The 17,660-nt window shown below is 49.6% G+C and carries 18 protein-coding genes; 7 read left to right on the forward strand and 11 right to left on the reverse strand.

What is annotated here, in order from left to right; translation table 11 throughout:
* Positions 1 to 33: 33 nt before the first annotated feature.
* The 6 genes from J7L64_02840 to J7L64_02865 all read right to left on the reverse strand — a co-directional run bounded on the left by J7L64_02840 (position 34) and on the right by J7L64_02865 (position 6,056).
* Entirely contained in the window at positions 34 to 2,178 is a 2,145-nt protein-coding gene (locus tag J7L64_02840; protein MCD6451289.1) for a TonB-dependent receptor, read from the reverse strand.
* Between the two features lie 175 nt (positions 2,179 to 2,353).
* On the reverse strand, positions 2,354 to 2,794 hold the full coding sequence (locus J7L64_02845) for a DUF3842 family protein (GenBank protein MCD6451290.1): 441 nt from the start codon (positions 2,792 to 2,794) through the stop codon (positions 2,354 to 2,356).
* A 54-nt stretch (positions 2,795 to 2,848) separates the two neighbouring features.
* A complete protein-coding gene (locus tag J7L64_02850) occupies positions 2,849 to 3,868 on the reverse strand; it encodes an ATP-binding cassette domain-containing protein (protein ID MCD6451291.1) in 1,020 nt (339 codons plus the stop codon).
* Positions 3,869 to 4,558 (reverse strand): ABC transporter permease, encoded by a 690-nt coding sequence (locus tag J7L64_02855; protein MCD6451292.1) that lies wholly within the window; start codon positions 4,556 to 4,558, stop codon positions 3,869 to 3,871.
* 9 nt (positions 4,559 to 4,567) lie between these two features.
* Positions 4,568 to 5,401, reverse strand: coding sequence for a substrate-binding domain-containing protein (locus tag J7L64_02860; GenBank protein MCD6451293.1), 834 nt, complete (start codon positions 5,399 to 5,401; stop codon positions 4,568 to 4,570).
* 10 nt (positions 5,402 to 5,411) lie between these two features.
* Positions 5,412 to 6,056 carry a DUF2490 domain-containing protein gene (locus J7L64_02865; GenBank protein MCD6451294.1) on the reverse strand — a complete coding sequence of 215 codons (645 nt, stop codon included), beginning with the start codon at positions 6,054 to 6,056 and terminating at the stop codon, positions 5,412 to 5,414.
* Positions 6,057 to 6,301: 245 nt separating this feature from the next.
* Between J7L64_02865 and J7L64_02870 the strand changes: the two genes are divergently transcribed.
* Complete coding sequence (locus J7L64_02870; GenBank protein ID MCD6451295.1) at positions 6,302 to 7,021, forward strand: methyltransferase domain-containing protein; 720 nt, start codon at positions 6,302 to 6,304, stop codon at positions 7,019 to 7,021.
* Between the two features lie 3 nt (positions 7,022 to 7,024).
* Here the strand turns inward: J7L64_02870 and J7L64_02875 are convergent, their stop codons facing one another.
* Both J7L64_02875 and chrA read right to left on the reverse strand, forming a co-directional pair.
* Positions 7,025 to 7,489, reverse strand: coding sequence for a hypothetical protein (locus J7L64_02875; protein ID MCD6451296.1), 465 nt, complete (start codon positions 7,487 to 7,489; stop codon positions 7,025 to 7,027).
* 54 nt (positions 7,490 to 7,543) lie between these two features.
* The gene (gene chrA / locus J7L64_02880; protein ID MCD6451297.1) at positions 7,544 to 8,722 is read right to left on the reverse strand and encodes a chromate efflux transporter; all 1,179 of its coding nucleotides are present in this window, start codon (positions 8,720 to 8,722) and stop codon (positions 7,544 to 7,546) included.
* Positions 8,723 to 8,865: 143 nt separating this feature from the next.
* On the opposite strand from chrA, the gene J7L64_02885 reads away from it, so the two are divergent.
* The 6 genes from J7L64_02885 to J7L64_02910 all read left to right on the forward strand — a co-directional run bounded on the left by J7L64_02885 (position 8,866) and on the right by J7L64_02910 (position 16,076).
* The gene (locus J7L64_02885; GenBank protein MCD6451298.1) at positions 8,866 to 11,058 is read left to right on the forward strand and encodes a prolyl oligopeptidase family serine peptidase; all 2,193 of its coding nucleotides are present in this window, start codon (positions 8,866 to 8,868) and stop codon (positions 11,056 to 11,058) included.
* Positions 11,059 to 11,310: 252 nt separating this feature from the next.
* The gene (locus tag J7L64_02890; GenBank protein MCD6451299.1) at positions 11,311 to 12,597 is read left to right on the forward strand and encodes a Glu/Leu/Phe/Val dehydrogenase; all 1,287 of its coding nucleotides are present in this window, start codon (positions 11,311 to 11,313) and stop codon (positions 12,595 to 12,597) included.
* 426 nt (positions 12,598 to 13,023) lie between these two features.
* Positions 13,024 to 13,233 (forward strand): hypothetical protein, encoded by a 210-nt coding sequence (locus J7L64_02895; GenBank protein ID MCD6451300.1) that lies wholly within the window; start codon positions 13,024 to 13,026, stop codon positions 13,231 to 13,233.
* A 47-nt stretch (positions 13,234 to 13,280) separates the two neighbouring features.
* Positions 13,281 to 13,847: an SPASM domain-containing protein gene (locus J7L64_02900; GenBank protein ID MCD6451301.1), complete on the forward strand. Its 567-nt coding sequence runs from the start codon at positions 13,281 to 13,283 to the stop codon at positions 13,845 to 13,847.
* Between the two features lie 86 nt (positions 13,848 to 13,933).
* On the forward strand, positions 13,934 to 14,563 hold the full coding sequence (locus J7L64_02905; protein ID MCD6451302.1) for a methyltransferase domain-containing protein: 630 nt from the start codon (positions 13,934 to 13,936) through the stop codon (positions 14,561 to 14,563).
* 25 nt (positions 14,564 to 14,588) lie between these two features.
* The gene (locus tag J7L64_02910; protein ID MCD6451303.1) at positions 14,589 to 16,076 is read left to right on the forward strand and encodes a glycosyltransferase family 39 protein; all 1,488 of its coding nucleotides are present in this window, start codon (positions 14,589 to 14,591) and stop codon (positions 16,074 to 16,076) included.
* Positions 16,077 to 16,138: 62 nt separating this feature from the next.
* Here J7L64_02910 and J7L64_02915 read toward each other — a convergent pair whose 3' ends face one another.
* The 3 genes from J7L64_02915 to J7L64_02925 all read right to left on the reverse strand — a co-directional run bounded on the left by J7L64_02915 (position 16,139) and on the right by J7L64_02925 (position 17,507).
* Positions 16,139 to 16,318 carry a hypothetical protein gene (locus J7L64_02915; GenBank protein ID MCD6451304.1) on the reverse strand — a complete coding sequence of 60 codons (180 nt, stop codon included), beginning with the start codon at positions 16,316 to 16,318 and terminating at the stop codon, positions 16,139 to 16,141.
* A gap of 239 nt (positions 16,319 to 16,557) precedes the next feature.
* Positions 16,558 to 17,025 carry an MGMT family protein gene (locus tag J7L64_02920; protein ID MCD6451305.1) on the reverse strand — a complete coding sequence of 156 codons (468 nt, stop codon included), beginning with the start codon at positions 17,023 to 17,025 and terminating at the stop codon, positions 16,558 to 16,560.
* Between the two features lie 119 nt (positions 17,026 to 17,144).
* A complete protein-coding gene (locus tag J7L64_02925) occupies positions 17,145 to 17,507 on the reverse strand; it encodes a carboxymuconolactone decarboxylase family protein (protein ID MCD6451306.1) in 363 nt (120 codons plus the stop codon).
* Between the last annotated feature and the right edge of the window lie 153 nt (positions 17,508 to 17,660).

Below are 17,660 nucleotides of genomic sequence, written 5' to 3' on the forward strand. Positions count from 1 at the left end.
GCCCACCCCCGGGAGAAGAGTAAAGCGCAAAACTCAACGCTCAAACCTGAAACTTATTACGAGCCTGCGCCCCGGCATCGGGAAGCCAAATAGCTCCTCATAACGCGTATTAGCGATGTTCTCCACCGAGCCGGATAAAACCCCCCGCATCCCCTTGAAAACGAAGAGAGGATAATTCGCCCGGATATTTATCAGGGTGTAGCTCTTAAGGGAAAGAAGCTCGGCACCACCGGGTACCGCCAGATTCCCCGCTACCACCTTCCGTTCACCAACAAACCGAAGGGAAAAAGAAAGAAAGATGTCCCGGGGAAGATCGAGAAACGCCCGAAGGAAAAGCTGATGGTTAGGTAGCTCTACCAGCTCGTCGCTCAGCTCGTTCGTCGTATCGAGGATGTCTCCCATCTTCTTCGTCTTGAGCCAGCTATAACTTCCGGATAGGATGAGCGAGGAGAAGGGTTTTAGGCTTCCTTCAAGCTCGGCTCCGGTAAACTCTGCCCGGTCGATGTTGTAGACCACCCGACTTGGTCTATAGCCGAAGATCGTCCGGATGTAATCCGAAACGCGGTAGTGATAGAGGGAGAAGCGGAGCTTTCCCTTATCGCCGAAGTCCTTAGAGACCCCCCCTTCGTAATGAAGACCCGATTCAGGAAGGAGATCACGCCCTGTTTGATACCCGTTGTTCCACCAGTAGAACTCGGGGATCAGAGGAAAGCGGAGAGCCCGATTTACCGTGAAGTAAGAGGATAGGGAAGAGGAAAGGCCATACCGCAAAATAAGCTTAGGGCTTATACCGCTTCTGGTGAGGATGTTCCCGAGGTAGCCAACCGGGACCGCTCGATAATAATCGTAGCGGAGACCAGCGCCAAAAATGAGCTTCGGGGTAAGGGAGAAATTCCCCTGAACGAAGCCGGAGAATATGCGGATGAGCGAATAGTCCTCATAATTCCGAGGAAGCGCCCAAGCAGGGAAGTATTTGGGGTTTGCGGTTGTCTCTCCTACCCCATCGTAGGTGAGCCACCTTCCTTCGCCCCCCCACTCGATGCTGTATCCCTTTCTAAGCTCCGTACTTACGCTCCCGATTAAGCCGGAACTTCTGTCAACCTTTATCGTCCGCTCGAGTATCAAATTTTTATCACTTGAGCTGTCGAAGTAATGCTCCTCTCTATCTGCCCGGTTCATATATAGATGGAGGTTCACCAGGTTCTTCTCTCCGATAGGCTTGCTCGCGATGAGATCGTATCTTCCCGCCCGCATTTTGTAATAGCTTCCATCTCCTACCGAGTAGCCGGGGAGAAGGTTCACCCCGGCGAACCAATCGCCACTCGCCGCCGGGAAGGAGGGATCGAGCGGTTCGTTGAATAATGGGGAATGAGGATCGATCGAGCACCTATTCGTAATGATAAACCCTCGTTTGATACGACTGAAGGAGGTGGAGAAGGAGAGATGGAGGTCGGAGAACAGGGTGGTGCTTGCTTTACCGAAGAAGCTTTCAGCAGAAAAGTCGTTGTTTCGGAGGTAAGGATCAGCAGTCCTTTTCCCTAAGGAGAGGAAGTAGTAAATTCCTCCTAAATGGTAGGAGTGGGTTAGGAGGTAGTGTCCGCTCTTCCTTTTCCCGTCGGTGATTACCCCTAAGGAGGAAGCAAAGGAGAAGTGGGGGATCTCGCTTCCCTCCTTGGTGACGATGTTTATCATTCCCCCTAAAGTGCTTCCATATTTGGCGGAACCCGCCCCGCGGATGACCTCTATCCGTGCTATTCCTTCATTGGGGATGGTTGAGAAATCGACGAAAAAACCGCCGTAAACACCAGCACCTCCTATTGGACGACCATCAACCATAATCAGGGAACGGGATTCGTTGAACCCCCGAATCTGGATCGCTCCGGGACCCCCCACTGCAGAGGTTGTACCGCCAATTACCCCCTGACGGGAAATTGTCACCCCAGCTACTCCTTCGAGGAGGCCAGCTACCGTCTGGCTCAGCTGAGGGAGTTTGATCTCAGCAGGGGATATGGTAGTGGTTGCCGGGTTCTGGATATCACTCTCCGCTTTGGCGGTTACCACGATCGTTTCGCTGATCTTAATTTTCTTCTTTTGTCCATCGTTAGGTTCCTCTCCCCTGAGAAGGAAGAGGGGAACGGTAAGAATAAGGAATAGTAGAATAACCGCCTTTTTTCGCATAGCACCATCTCCTTCTTTTTTTGAACAAATAAAAGCCACGAGGCTTCTTCTCCGAATTCGTTCGGAGGATTAAGCCTTCGTGGCTTTTTATTACTCGCTTCTCAGCTTCGGCTTACCCTAAGGGGTTCCTCCCCTTAATTCCCGAAGGGGATTGTATCTTTCTTACCCTCTCCTGTCAAGGGGAGACTTCACCCTCTTTGAGATATCGCCGGACCTCGGATACCAGCTCTTCGATAAGCTTGGGAATGGGTTCCTTGCTTTCCCCGACGATGGAAACCCGGCATAGGTTTTTCATCGGGATGAGGAATTTTACCGCCTTTGAGGAGGTTATTGCCTCCGCCATCTTGGGGGTGATCTCACCAAGCATCGAATTGGCAAGGACTATGCCTAAGGTACCCACGATGATATCGACATTTCTCGAGTTGAGGACGATAGCGTTTTCTCCTGAAGCTCCTTTATCTCCCCCTGCTTTAAGCATTGCCTGGGTGGCGGTAGCGTTGGTTCCCAAGGCGAGTATCTCCACCTCTTCGCCTAAGGTTCCCTTGAGTGCTTTTATAATGGCGCACCCTATCCCTCCGCCGAGGCCATCGATCACCGCGATAACCGATTTTCCCATAGCATCTCAAATTTTAGCATATAAATTGAGCGAAATAGTCCCTTTCTGCCAGAATCATAAGATTCTTACCGCCGAGGCTTTGAAGGTGAGGTACATCTTAGAGCCGATCTTGATCCCGAGTTGATGGTAGGACCGCTTGGTGATGATTGAGGTGAACTCGATACCGGAGACATCGAGGACTACCCTCACCTCTTCCCCCTCTTCGATCAGCTTCGTTACCCTCCCCAGGAAGGAGTTCCTTGCACTTGAGTCAAGGGGCTTTTTTGAGAGGATGATCTCCCGGGGGGAAATGGATATAAGGAGCTTACCCTCTCTTTTTTCCCCGCTGAGGGCAATTCTCGTGCCAGTAGGCAGGGCGAGAAACATCTCTTCCCCCTCAATTACTCCCTCGCCGACGAGCAGGTTATCCGGGATGAACCTTCCCATCTTACCATCCTTGAGAGATATGATCTCGTCGGATAGCCGGTAGGCTTGAGAGAGATCGTGGGTGGAGAGAATGACCGTCACCCCCTGCTCTTTCAATCCTCTGATGAATTTTTCTACCAGCCCGATATTTCCTCTGTCTATGTTCGCCATCGGCTCATCGAGGAGGAGAAGGGAAGGCTCAATGATCACTGCCCGGGCGAGTGCCACCCTTTTTCTCTCCCCTGCGGAGAGCTCCCTCGCCTTCTTATTGACGAGGGGGGAGATGCCCAGTGCTGAGAGGATAGGGAGGATCTTTTTTTTCATCTCCTTTTTCTTCATCCCCCGGATGCGAAGGCCATAGACGACATTGTCGAAGACCGTTCCCCGAAATAGATAGGGTTCTTCGTGGAGGAACGATATTTTTTGCCTTAATTTCGTTCGTTTCCCCGCTGGTACTCGGTATATATCCTCTCCGAAGAGATATATATGTCCTTCATCGGGGGGGATGAGGAGAGCGCCCAATTTGAGAAGGGTGGTTTTCCCGGAGCCGTTAGGACCGACGACGGCGTATATCTTTCCTCCCTCAAATATGAGGTCGTCGATTTCAAGGGAGAATCGAGGGGAATAGTGCTTTTTTAAGTTTTTAAAGGCTAAGATCGAGCTTCCCATCTACCTCTTCCCCTCGAGGTAGCGGAGGAGAAAGTTTATGACGAAGGCGGTGAGAAGTAGAATGATGCCCAAGGCGATGCCTAAGGCGAACTCCCCTTTTCCCGTCTCGAGAGCAATGGCGGTGGTGATGTTTCTCGTATACCAGCGGATGTTTCCTCCCACCATCATCGATATTCCCACCTCGGAGAATACCCTGCCAAAACCGGCGGCGATGGCAGCAAGGAGGGCAAATCGCTCTTCCAAACCTATTCCGATCGCCACCCGCATATCACCTCCGCCGAGAGCGAGAACAGTCTCTTTTATCCGTGGGTCCGCCCCCCGTATAGCGGAAAGGGAAAAACCGGTGATCAAAGGAAAGGCTAAGATCGCCTGTCCGATGACCATCGCCCACGGGGTATAAAGGAGGTTGGTGAAGCCAAGTGGTCCCCTTCGGGAGAGGAAGGAGTAGAGGAGGAGCCCGATTACCACCGTGGGAAGGGACATCAGGGTGTTGATGAGGGTGATGAGAAGCCTCTTTCCGGTGAATTCGCGAAGGGCGATGGTAAACGCTATCGGAACGGAGATGATGGTGGCGATCGTGGTGGCAAGGGTGGATACCTTAAGAGAGAGAAAGACGATCGCCACCATCTCCCTGTCGAGCCCGATTATGAGGGAAAAGGCGTTTTTTATCCCCTCAGCTATAAACTCCATCTTACGAGCCTATTTCTCACAGGCTGTTGGATGGAATAAGACCTCGCCCTTAACCTTGAACTCTCCGATCATCTTCTGGCATTTGGGCGAGGTGATCCAACCGATGAAAGCCATTGCATAGACATAGTTGACCTCAGGATGGAGGCAGGGGTTTACCGCGATGACTGAGTAGCGATTGATGAGCTTGGGGTCTCCTTGCACCAGGGGGATAAGTGAGATCCTATCCCGATAAGCTAAATATGTTCCCCGATCGCAGAGGACATAAGCCTTTTTCTCATCAGCCATCATCAGGGTTGCTCCCATCCCTTGCCCTGCCTCCAAATACCAATCTCCCTTAGGGGTGATCCCCGCCTTTTTCCACAACGATTTTTCCTTCTTATGGCTGCCGGAATCATCACCCCGGGAGATGAAGGTGGCTTTATTCTCGCTGATCATCCTGAAGGCTTTGACCGCGTCTTTCCCCTTTATTCCGGCAGGGTTTTCCTTTGGTCCGAGGATGAGGAAGTCGTTCCGCATCAGCTTCCGCCGGTTCACCCCGAAGCCATTCTTTATAAACTCCTTCTCCGCTTTCGGGGCGTGGACGATGACGACATCCACATCTCCGTTTTCCCCGAGTTTAAGTGCTTTTCCCGTTCCCACCGAGATAACATCCACTTTTACCCCAAGATCCCTTTCAAATGGGGGGAGGATGACATCGAGAAGACCGGAGTCGTTGAGCGAGGTGGTGGTGGCGAGACGAAGATGAACGATTTTTTTCTCAAAATTAGCTTCCTTCTTCCCGCAGGAAGGAAGGAAAGAGAGAAGAAGGAAGAGGCTCAGATATAAAATCGTTGCCCTCCGCATCTTCATCTCCTTAGAAGCTATATTTTATATTGCTTATTATTATATGGAACCGCTCCCAGTTATCCCCCTTCTTTACATACTTGAAGAGGTAGGATAGCTCAAGGGAAAAACCCTTTCCTAAAGCGGTACTTCCTCCAAGATAGAACCTGTTTTCCTTGAATCCGGTACCCTTAGTATAGTAGAAGATCTCATCCGCTACAAACAGGGTGAACTTTCTACCCCAAAGGATTTTCGGATGGGCGAGCTTGGTGAGGTTCCTTATCTCGAAGGAGCTGGTGGCAAAAAGCCGTCCTACCCGGAAGCGGTTGCTCAAAGCAAAATCGCCGAGTTTTACCTTTGGCACCGCATCAAAATAGAGGATGTTTTCCCCCTGCCAGCCGCCCCCTTTCTCCACGGTCTTACGGCTGTAGTAGATCCCGGCTGAAAAGTTGTCTGATACCTTGTAGCTTCCTCCGAGGTAGATCCTTACATGATAGAGGTCGTTCGCATGATGGAAGCGAAGTTCAGTGGGAGTAATGCCGATAGATAGTCTCTCCGATACCGGGATGGTCAGGCTCAACCTCTGCCAGTATTCCCAATCGTCCCCCATTCCGAGAGGTATAATTAGGAAAAGGGTAGAAACAGCTATCATCAGGCTTATGAAGAGCTTTTTCATTTCGAACTACTCCTTTCTTCACAAGATAGTTTAATAAAAGAGCCACTCATTATAACGCAAGAAGTCCTGTTTTGCGATAGATTTCAGCTGTTTCCCCTTTTTTATCTGGATCAGGGCATCCAGAGCATAGCTTCCTCAAGATGGTTTTAAAGCGGTTTTTCTGGTTGCCGATGCGGTAAGCCTTTTGTGATATAATTTCAATAAGGACGAAAGGACCCATCTTCACCTTTGGACAGGGAAATCTAATGGACGAGTTGATTGATATTCATATTGAGCAATATCGTGCCTGGCGGAGGGAGTATGAGGAGCTGAAGGGCATACCTACCTCGAAGCGCCTGAAACCGGCGAGGGCGGTTTCTTATTTCATCGACTTTTTAAGGGAGAAAGCTTTCCCCTTCAAAGGACGGGTTCTTGATGTCGGTTGTGGGAAGGGGAGAAATGCCTTTCCCTTTCTTAAGCTCGGCTTCTCAGTATATGGGCTCGATATAGTGGAGAAGGCGCTTTCCGATTTCCGGGTTGAGGCTGAAAAGCGAGGTTTTTCAGAAAGGGTGTTTCTCTATCGGAAAAGCATTGCCGAACCTCTTCCCTTTCCCGCTTCCTCCTTCGATCTCGCCCTCGATATCACCGTGCTTGATAATCTTCTCATCGACGATCTCGCCCACGGATATGCCGCTGAGTTGGCAAGAACGATGAGGAAGGGAGGATATTTCCTCATCTACTTCTTCCTCAGGGAAGACCCTTATTACGCTTCTTTGCTTGCTACCTCACCAGAAGGAGCGAAGGGGATCCTCATCGATCCGAAAAACGGCATCCGTACCCGGGTAAGAACCCCTGAGGAGATAGCCTCTCTCTTTGCTCCCTTTTTCGTTATCGAGGATGAGCGGAGATTTAGGTTCTCCTGCTCGATGTATGGAAGGGTCTATCCTCGCCGTTTCGCCTCCTTCATTATGAGAAGGAAGGGGTAAACCTCAGGGATATCTCAACCCTTTTCCCGGTGGGGTAAAGCCATATTTCTGTTGGAGTTTCTTTAACAGCTTCTCTTCAAGTTTTATCCGTTTGATTACCTCTCTGCCGTCGGTTATACCCCATCTTCTCTTCACCGAGGTGGGGTCTCGGTCGGGGATGAAGACCAGTTTTTTGGTAAACCCCTTTTCCTTTTTTACATAGTCACCGATTCGCTGTACCGCCCATCTTATCACATTGGTTTCAATGGTTATCACTTCTCCAGTAAGCGTTTTCACCCGGAAATGGCGGGATAGGATCTCCTGGTTCGAGTATATCTTCTCCTCCTTACCGATGATAAACCCCTCGTAGCCGGGATACTTCTTGTGATAAATGAGGGAGGCGAGGATGAAGAGATTGAGGACGATCGTCCAGAGGACCCCCATCGCCTTATCATTTGAGAGGAACACCTTGACGAACCAGCCGATCATAGGATATCCCCTTAAATAAATTATATGATGACTAATAGTTGAGATAAAGCCCTTTTACGGATTGAGGATGAAAAAGGAGACTGCAGTTCCAAGAACTACAACCAGTAATATATCCACCTTGAGAAGTAAGGCGACCAGAGCACCTGAAAGAAGAATGACCCGGGGGATATCCCAGGGGATGAAAGAGGCGAACTTAACCACTGCAAAGAGGAGGAGACCGATGAACGAAGCGAGCACCCCCCGCATCATCCGGCGAAATAGGAGAGAGCGTTTCAGTCTTTCGAAGTAGGGGGCGATGGTGATAAGGATGATGAAGGAGGGGCTGAACACGCTCACCGTGCCCACTAAGGCGCCAGCGAGACCGTAGAGAAGATAGCCCACGAAGGTGGCGGTGATGACGATGGGACCTGGCGTCACCTGCCCTAAAGCGATCCCATCCATAAAGGTGGCACCGTCAAGAAGGCGCTTCTTTCCAACCACTTCGTTGAGCATTAGAGGCACCGAGGTATAACCTCCTCCCATAGCGAAGAGATCTATCTTAGCCATAATCAGGGAGAGGGAGGCGAGCTCCTCGTCGATAAGAAACAATAAGGATATTCCCAGAAGGAAAAGAAACGTCAAAATGAAGCCGGGTTTCAAGCCACCCTTCACCTTTGGAAGGCGATGGGGGGTAAAGTGAGGAGACTCCTTCCGGTTTTTTCCCTGATAGATAATGATCCCCATAATCCCGGAGAGGATGATGGTTAAGAAGGGATTTATCCCGAAGAAGAAAAGAAGGAAGGCAAAGACTGCTGGTATGATGTCCCTTCTTTCTTTGAGGTACGATCTTAGGAGAGAGAAAAAGGCGTTTGCCACCAGTGCCACTACCACGACCTTGAGCCCGGCGAAAAGTGAGGAAAAAGCAGGAAGAGATCGCGACTTGGCGTAGAGGATGGTGAGACCGAGAATGAAGAAGAAACTGGGCGAGCCAAATCCGATGAAGCTTGAAAGAGCACCAAGGATTCCCCTTGCCTTGAGCCCTATATAAGCGGAAACTTGCATCGCAGTTGCCCCGGGTATTGTCTGGCAGAGGGATATCCCGTCGGCGAATTCATCCGAAGAGAGCCACCCCTTTTTCTCCACCGAAAGCTCGCGGATATAGGCGATTATTGCCGGACCGCCAAAGGCGGTGAGCCCAAGCCTTAAGAAGGAGAAGAAGAGATCCCTTGCTGAGTGCTTACTTTTTTGCTCCATCTCTTTCGCTCCTCTGTAGATTTTAGCCCCAATGGAGGGAAATTGGAACCGATATCCTACGATAAACTCATTGAACCCTTTCCCCCTTTTTGTTAACTTTGGGTAAGAGGTGGATGATCAATCTTATAAAAGGAGAGGGGATAATGGCAAAAAGGGGTTGGATTATCTTAACCGTTCTCGTTTTGTTCCTTGCCTCGGGGGCGATCGCCGCCGATAAGTTTGTCAGGACACCTCTCAAAGGAAAACTTACCATCGAGAAGCGGTTCTCTCGTCCCTTCATCTGGGGTACCGCTCCCTCCTCCATCAAGTGGTCGAAGGATGGGAGGAAACTCGCCTTCCTCTGGAACGAGAAAGGGGAGCGTTTCTTGGACCTTTACCTCATCACCTTTCCCGGAAGAAAGAGGGTACGGCTGACCGAAATGAAGAAATTCCCCAAGCTCAAGATGGAGGAGGATAAGAGGACGGAGGAAGAAAAGAAGGAGGCGGAACTCCTTGACCGAGGGATAAGCGGCTTCAATTTCTCTCCCGATGGCTCAAGGATAGTCTTCACCTATCGCGGAGATATATATCTGGTGGAGGCGAGGGAAGGGGGAAAGGTGAAACCAGTGATAAGGAGCCTCGAGGGCGAGGGAAACGCCCGCTTCTTCCCCGACGGGAAGGGCATCGCTTACATCAAAGGGGGGAATCTCTACCGCTTCGATCTGGAAAAAGGAGAACTTATCCAGCTGACCACCCTCCCTCGGGGGAAGGGGACGATCGATGACTACCTCATCTCCCCGGATGGGAAATGGATCGCTTGCTTCGTGGTCGATCGCAGTATGTGGAAGAAGGTCAATGTCCCTGATTATTACCCCAAGGAGGTGAAGGTGAGGAAGGTGAGAAGGCAGAATGTAGGAGAGCCCCTTCCCATTTCCCGGCTCGGCTTCATCCCCGCTTCTGGCGGTTTGATGAAGTGGGTGGATTTTGGAGACAACCGCTATTATCTAAGGGATTGGGAATGGCTTCCCGATAGCTCAGCGCTTGTTTTTAACTGGAATGATAAAAGCTGGCAGAAATGGAAGGTTTATCTCATCGATCCGAAGAAGGGGAAGAAGAAGGTCGTCTATCAGGAGGAGCAGAAGCCTTGGTTCTGGACGATCGAGACCGAGCCAAACGGGGATGGGAAAACCCTCTTTTTCACCTCAGAGAAAAGTGGTTTCCGCCATCTCTACGCCCTTTCTCTTGCCACTGGTGAGGTGAAGCAGTTAACGAAGGGCACCTTCGATGTTCTCTCCTTCACCGTTTGTCCCAAGGGGGATAGGATCATCTATACTTCGAGCGAGGTCCATCCCCTGGAGCGCCACCTATTTTCTCTTTCTCTTACCGATATGAGGAAGAAGAGGCTCTCCCGTGTTCCCGGGACCTATCGCGAGTTTCCTTCGCCTGATGGGAGGCTCATCACTTTCGATTATTCAAGCGTTACCTCGCCGAACGATCTCTACCTGCTTGGAAAACAAGGGAAGATGAAACCGCTTACCCACTCACCGCTTCCTGCCTTTGACGAGATGGAAAAGGTAAAGCCCCATTACTTCACCTTCAAGAACGAAGAGGATGGGAGGACAATATACGGATACATCCTATTCCCTAAAAACTTTGATAAGAGGAAGGAGTACCCTGCGGTCCTCTCCTGTGTTTATGCCAACATCGGGAAGAATGGATGGGTTCGGTATAACCCGCTTGATTTCTATATGACTACTGAGATGGGCTATATTATCGTTCGGGTAGATTTCCGGGGAAGTGTGGGCTATGGGAAGGATTTCCATTACGGCTACTATAAACGGCTCGGCATCGTGGATGCCAAGGAGGCGGTGAGTTGTGCCAATTATCTAAGGAGCCTCCCCTATATCGATGGAGACAGGCTGGGCATCTGGGGCGGTAGCTATGGTGGTTTCCTTACCCTGATGGTGATGTGTGACCATCCCGGGGTGTTCAACACCGGCGTTGCCTGGAAGCCGGTAACCGACTGGCACAACTATTGGGATAGCTACACCTCCCAGCGACTGGGAAGGCCCAAAGAGGATGATAATGAAAAGGTCTATCGGAAGACCTCTCCCCGCTTCCACGCTAAGGGCTTCAAAGGGAACTTACTCCTCGTTCACGGGATGCAGGATATAAATGTCTTCTTCCAGGATACGGTGTGGATGATTCAGGAATTCATAGACAACGGGAAGTATTTCGATCTGATGATCTACCCCCGGGACAACCATATGATGACCCTACATGATCCCGATCTTCCTGATCTGATGAAGCGTATCGCCCGTTACTTCGAGGACCACTTAGGGGTAGGGGGAAGATAAGAGCCTTTCTTGCTGCCTAAGAAGCCCCGGAGTTCTCCGGGGCTTTATTTTCTCTTCCCCGCTTGCTTTCCAAGATAGGAAATAAGGGTTGAAATTGGGAGAAAGTTGGCTCATATTATCAACTGGGAGAGAGGGATTGGTTTTATTGTTTTTTTGGAGGATGTTATGGTAAAATATTGAAGAATTGGTTATTTGGAGTTAGATAAAATCATCTTGAGCGAAAGCTCGTTTTATTAAGGAGGCAATGATATTATGAATAAAGTAAGCAAAGCTAAAAGAGAAAATTCGGAAACGAGCCTCTATGAAATGGTAATGAAGCGGTTTGATCGGGTAGCAGAGATGATCGGGCTCGATCCGGGGATCCACGCCGTTTTACGGAAGCCGGAGCGGGAGTTGACGGTGGCTGTCCCGGTGATAATGGACGACGGTCATATTGAGGTCTTCACCGGTTTTAGGGTTCAGCATTCGAGCGCACGCGGTCCTTGTAAGGGAGGGATCAGGTACCATCCCGAATGTACCCTTGATGAGATAAAAGCGTTGGCTGCCTTGATGACTTGGAAATGTGCCTTGGTCAACATCCCCTTTGGCGGGGCAAAGGGTGGGGTGGTTTGTGATCCTCTAAGGCTGTCCAAGGATGAGATAAGAAAGCTTACCCGGCGTTATACGGTGATGATAATGCCCATCCTTGGCGGCCGTCGTGATATCCCTGCCCCTGATGTTGGTACCAACGAGGAGATTATGAGCTGGATAATGGACACCGTCAGTATGCTCGAGGGAAGGACGGTGTTCGATATCGTAACCGGAAAGCCGATCGATCTCGGCGGCTCGCTCGGGCGGAAAGAGGCAACTGGAAGAGGAGTGACCGAGGTTACCCTTCATCTGCTAAGGAAGCTGGGAAAGAATATCGAGGGGACGAGGGTGGCGGTTCAGGGATACGGCAATGTGGGATCGGTAGCAGCAAACCTCCTTGCTGAAGCTGGCTGTAAAGTAGTGGGAATAAGTGATGTAAGTGCCGCCTTTTACAACCCGAACGGCTTGGACCTTTCGGCGGTAAACGACTACCTGGCTAAATCCGAGGAGAAACTTCTTAAGGGGTTCCAAGGAGAGGCGGATTCCATCTCCAATCCCGAGCTTCTCCTGCTTGATGTCGATGTCCTTGTCCTGGCTGCTATCGAGAATCAGATCACCGAGGAAAATGCGGATAAGGTAAAGGCGAAGTTTATCATCGAGGGGGCGAATGCGCCGGTTACTCCTAAGGCGAGTGATATCCTTCGCGATAAAGGAGTGATCGTTGTGCCTGACATCCTGGCGAACAGTGGAGGGGTGATTGTTTCTTACTTCGAGTGGGTTCAGAGCACTCAGAGTTTCTTCTGGGACCTCGAGGAGGTTAACACCAACCTGAAGAGGAGGATAACGAGGAGCTTGGAGGAGGTATGGAAGATAGCTGAGGAGGAAAAGGTAGACCTTCGCACTGCCGCTTACACCATCGCGGTGAAGAGGGTAGCGAACGCTATAGCCCAACGGGGTATCTTCCCCTGACGCCGGAGGCATAGGGAATAATAATACTAGGGAGGGAAAATTTCCCTCCTTTATTTTATATCTTTTTATACCAATAAGTTGCTAAATTTTTTGTAATAATTTCAAGATATGGGCTTGTTTTGATAGAAAGCAGGCAGTAGAGGGGTTGTGCTGGGGGAGAGGAGGGATCAGATGGAGGACGAGCTAAGCTTTTCGAGATTGCGGAGAAGAACTTCGCCAAGGCAAGCCCAAGAAAGGCGACGAAGAGGGCGATCTGTTCCTGCCATTGTGGCAGTAGTGATTGCGATTGCGAAGTAGAGGATGAACCTGCTCTTACCAGAGCAGGGAAATTCAACTATTGGGCAGGCGATAAGACGGCCGATTGGGGATAAGTATTTAACTGACTAAAAATTAGCCGCCTGGTGTAACCTCAATCTTTTAAAAGATATGAGGCTAATAGCTCTGTTCAAAGCCGGTGGCAGATGTTATGTCTATGAAGCAACCGGCAATAAAATATATCAGGTGGGGGAGGGGATTTATGAACTCATTAAGTGTGGCGGAGATTATCAGGGGAAGGTAAGTGATACCTTCAATAAGTCTCCGGTTAAAGGTTTCCGTTTTTACCTTATCGAGCTAAATCGCTTTTTTCCTCCATAGGTATTGGGATTGTTTTTTTCAATGGTTGAGGTATTTGGGATAGGCTTTTGAAGGATAAGCTGGTAAGGCTCGAAGGGACGAAGTCGCTTGCGGAGAAGTTCAAGAGATTGTGCGTAAAGGGTGTATATAATAGAAACCTCAACCACCCACAAGGAAGATTTGTGCGGGTTCTTTTCAGTAACACCCTCAGGGTGATCCACAACCGAGAGCTTACCGATGTCTCTGGCAGGTTGCTTTCTTACAGTAGCTTTTGCCTCCCAGGGACAACGAAATGCTTTGTGACCTCAGCTGGTGATTTTTTCCCCTGCGAGAAGGTTGCCGGGATCGAGAGGTTGAGGATAGGTGATGTCCGCTCCGGCTTCGATGTGGAGAGGATTATAGGCCTCCTTGAGGAGGTAACTCAGATAAGAAATGAGTTTTGTTCTGCTTGCTGGGCATTCAGGCTTTGTCGTGCCTGTTTCTATCATTTTTATGGTCCTTCTGGGTTTGACAAAGAGAGAATGAGCTATTTCTGTAACGGGATAAGGAGAGAGACGAGAAGCTTGCTCAAGCTCTACTGCTCCATCCTTGAGGAGAATGAGGAGGCGCTCGATTTCCTCACCCTTTTGTGCTAATATAAAAAGAATTCTTTTTCTGGAAGAAGGGATAACTTTGAAGAGAAGAGCTTTCTGATGTTGTATCTCCAACGAGGTGGGTGACGATGGATTATTCTGAGAGGATGGATGAAGCTGCTTATAGGATGGGTTCTTTTTATCGAAAATGTTTGCGAGGTCGCTCATTCAAAAGGGTGCTTGAGGTTGGGTGTTCCGGAGGAGGAGTTTTGCTCACGATAGCAGGAGATAAGAAATTTGGGGTAGATATTGATTTAGATGGGATCAAATTGCTCAAGAGGAGGGGTGGTTATGGAGTGGTAGGGGATGGAGAAAGAGGTTTACCCTTCAGGGATAGCTATTTTGATCTGGTTATCGCAACTGATTTCTTTGAGCATTTGGTTCACCCAGAAATCGCTATTTTAGAGATAAAAAGGGTTCTTAAGCCTGAGGGGTACCTATTGACCCATGTGCCTAACGAGTTCCATTGGCGCAATTTGCTGAAGCTACTCAAAAACGAATCCTTTATTACGACAAACTGGTTTTCCGGATCTTCTGAACATAATTATCCCCATCTTCGCTTTTTCTCTTTGAAGGGATTCCGTCGGTTTATAGAGGATTATGGCTTTGACATTATTGAAGATTGGACTTACCGGCGCGGAGGGATGTTAGCCCGACTGACCAGGCATCAGCTATTTACCCTTGGTCCCACCTATCTCTGTCAACCAAGGGATAAATAGCGGAGTTTTTTGAAAGGGTTGAGAAATGCAAGGAAAAGGGGAGAACATCAGCTTATTACTTTTTCTTGTCGCCTTTTCCTTTTTTCTAATGAACCTTGTTGGGCTTACCCGAAGTCCGGTGGTCTGGCTCGACGAGGTTACCCTGAACGATCCGGCGAAGGAGCTGGTGGAAAACGGCATCCTCCGCTCGTCGGTTTTTGCTGGGGAGCGGGGGTTTGAACGGGCGTATTTTTGGCAACCCCCTCTTCAACCGTTCATCACCGCGATTTCTTACCGGTTCTTCGGCTTCGGCATCTGGCAGACGCGGATCCCCCCGCTCATCTTCGGGGGAGGGGTCGTCTTTCTCATCGGCTTGATCACCTTTAAGCTCTTTGGAAGCAGGTTGGGAGCGCTTTTTTCTTCCCTTGTCTTCGCCTTGGAACCTAAGTTCATCCAGACAGCTCGTTCTGGGAGGATGGACGCCCAGTGCCTCTTCTTTGCTTTGCTGGGGCTCTATTTTTACCTTCGGTTCCGCGAGGAAAAGAGGTATTCTTTCCTCGCTCTATCGGGGTTGATGGTTGGTCTCGCTATCATCACCCATCCGGTGGCTTTCTCCTGGGCGATCGGTATAGGGGTGCTCGTTCTTTTTTCTACAGGGGAGGGGAGGTTGAAATCTTCGCTTTATTTCGTTATCTCCGCCGCTATCCCTCCGCTTTTATGGGTGGGCTATGGGCTTTATTTCTTCCCCCGGTTCTTCTTCGACCAGTTTATCCTTCATGGGGAGGGGCATTTGGTAACCGGTGGCCTTCTTTCTCGACTCATTGCTGAGTTTCTTCGTTACCTTAGGGCTTATCGCCTTGTTCCTCTGCTTCTTCTTTCTTACACTATCGCGGTGTTCTTTTTACTTCTTAAATTCAATGACAAGAATCGCTTTTATCGTCTTCTTCTCGTCTTGTTCGCCATCCTTTTCTTCTTCAACGCTTTTCTTATGGTGAAGACGGTGGGTCATTACTACCTGCATCCCGTATCCATACTCGTCATCGCTCTTGGGATGTGTCTCTCAGCTTTAGTTTCCGCAAGCGAAGATGCCTCGAGGTGGAGGAGGAGATGGGTCTTTCTTTTCTTATTGCTCCTTTTTGGCAACATAGTAGCTGGGGGGATCGGAGGAAGATACCTCGCTTTAGCCTATCAGTGGCGGGCTCGTGATTATAGACATCAGGTGGTAGAACCGCTCAAGGAGGTTATCCCGCCGGGAAGCATAGTCTGGGGACGGCCCGAGGTGTGGTACGCCTTGAAGAAAGAGGGTGCGGAGCTTCGACTCTTAGGTGAGCCAGATCCGAAGAGACACCATTTTGCGGTGGTAAAGCCGGGAGGAGCGGAAGAGAAGTTGATAGAAAGCAAGGTGGGATTTACCAAGATAAAGGAGATAGGAAAACCCCTTCCTCCGATTTTGGGAAGGATAACCCTCCCCTCAGGGGATTACCGTCTTGCCGTCTGGCGCTCGGACTATTTCTTCCCCTCGAGTAGGTATTAACTCTTCCTGATGCGGGAGCGGACTTCTTCTCCCTCTTTAGGAAGAGCTAATCTGCGGTAATCTTACTTCGACTTTTTCCCAAGAGCTTCGGCAAGGGGGAAGATAATACCGAAGGTTATCCCGAAGAAGAGTGCTTTTTCGAAGTTGAACGCTCCCTCCCAGAGATAGACCACCACCAGATTGACGACAAAGGCTATAGCAAAGACAACGAAAAAACGAAGAAAGAAGGTTTTGACGCTCATTACTTACTCCTGGCTGTTTGCCATCTTGGGATCAATATATCCGATTTGATCTCCTCGGTCAAAACCTTTATGAACTCAGCGTAAGGTTTGCCCTTCTGCGGACAGCCATAAAGGCTGTCCCTACATTTCAAGCCTTGTAGGAACAAGAGTTACCCTTTCTTTTTTATTTGGTCCTGTTTGCGGATGGCGACTGCAAGGGATATCCTGCTAATCCCCTTTTAAAAGAGGGAGCCCACTCCTCAAAGCTCCACCAGATATCTCTCAAAATCCACCACCTTGGGGGGCTTTTTGCCTTTCCCCTCGATCACCTTGTGTCCTTCTCTCTCAAGATAGGCGCGTTGTCCCTCCACCCCGCCGGGAAATTTAGGGTTCAAGCTGCCATCATCCTTCACCACTCGCCAGTAGGGGGTGATGTCTTTTGCTCCTTCTCTTCTTTCTTCCTCCGCTGCCTCAGCGATCATCCTCAGGAAGATCCCGGTGGTTATGGGGCAGGTCACAGTTACCTTGGATTCCTTGGCGAGCTTCTCCCGGATCGCCCTTTGGGTGATGAGTTTTCCCGAAGGGACATTCTTTATAAGTTGGGCGATGTCGAGGGGTCTCGGGATAAGCATCTTCCCTTCCCCGAACCTTTTTGCCATCTTCGGTGGTATATCGACGATCTGCGCTTCTTTATTAAGCTTCTCCTTTAAGCTCTTTTTTGTTTTCATAATTATCTCCTTCTCAATCGAGGTAGCTCTTTTCTTAGATAGTTTTTGAGTGAAGATACAATCAATTCTACCGAAAATATAAAAGGTCATCAAGGAAGAGGAGAGAGGAATAAAACGATTTACTCTGTGATGCTCCCCTTTTCCTTCAGCTCGTCCCAGGCGGAGAAAGCCACCCTCAAATGGGGAATGGTGATCGAGCCCCCAACGATTAAGCCGATGGTGAGTACCTCCTCAAACTCGGCATCGCTTACCCCCTCTTCATAACAGCGGATGGTGTGGTATTTGATGCAATCATTACACCGTAGGACGAACGAGGCGACGAGGCCAAGCATCTCCTTTACCTTCGAGGGAAGTGCTCCTTCGCGGTAGACCTGGGAATCAAGACTGTAGAACCGTTTGATAGGTGTCCCTGCGTATTTCATCACTATCTTGTTCAGTTTTTCCCTCTCCGCTTTAAACTCATCTATCTCCCCTTTAGCCATTTTACTCTCCCTTATGCCTTATATAGGCACAGAGTTTATCCTTCCCCATTATTCGCCGTATTTTCCGGACAGCCACAAGGGCTGTCCCTACATTTTTCTTTATAGAGGAAGGTAGACCTCTTTCTGCCATTTATTCTTTAATTTTCCGTAGGG

It is taken from the genome of Acidobacteriota bacterium (assembly GCA_021161905.1).
Taxonomy (GTDB): domain Bacteria; phylum Acidobacteriota; class B3-B38; order Guanabaribacteriales; family JAGGZT01; genus JAGGZT01.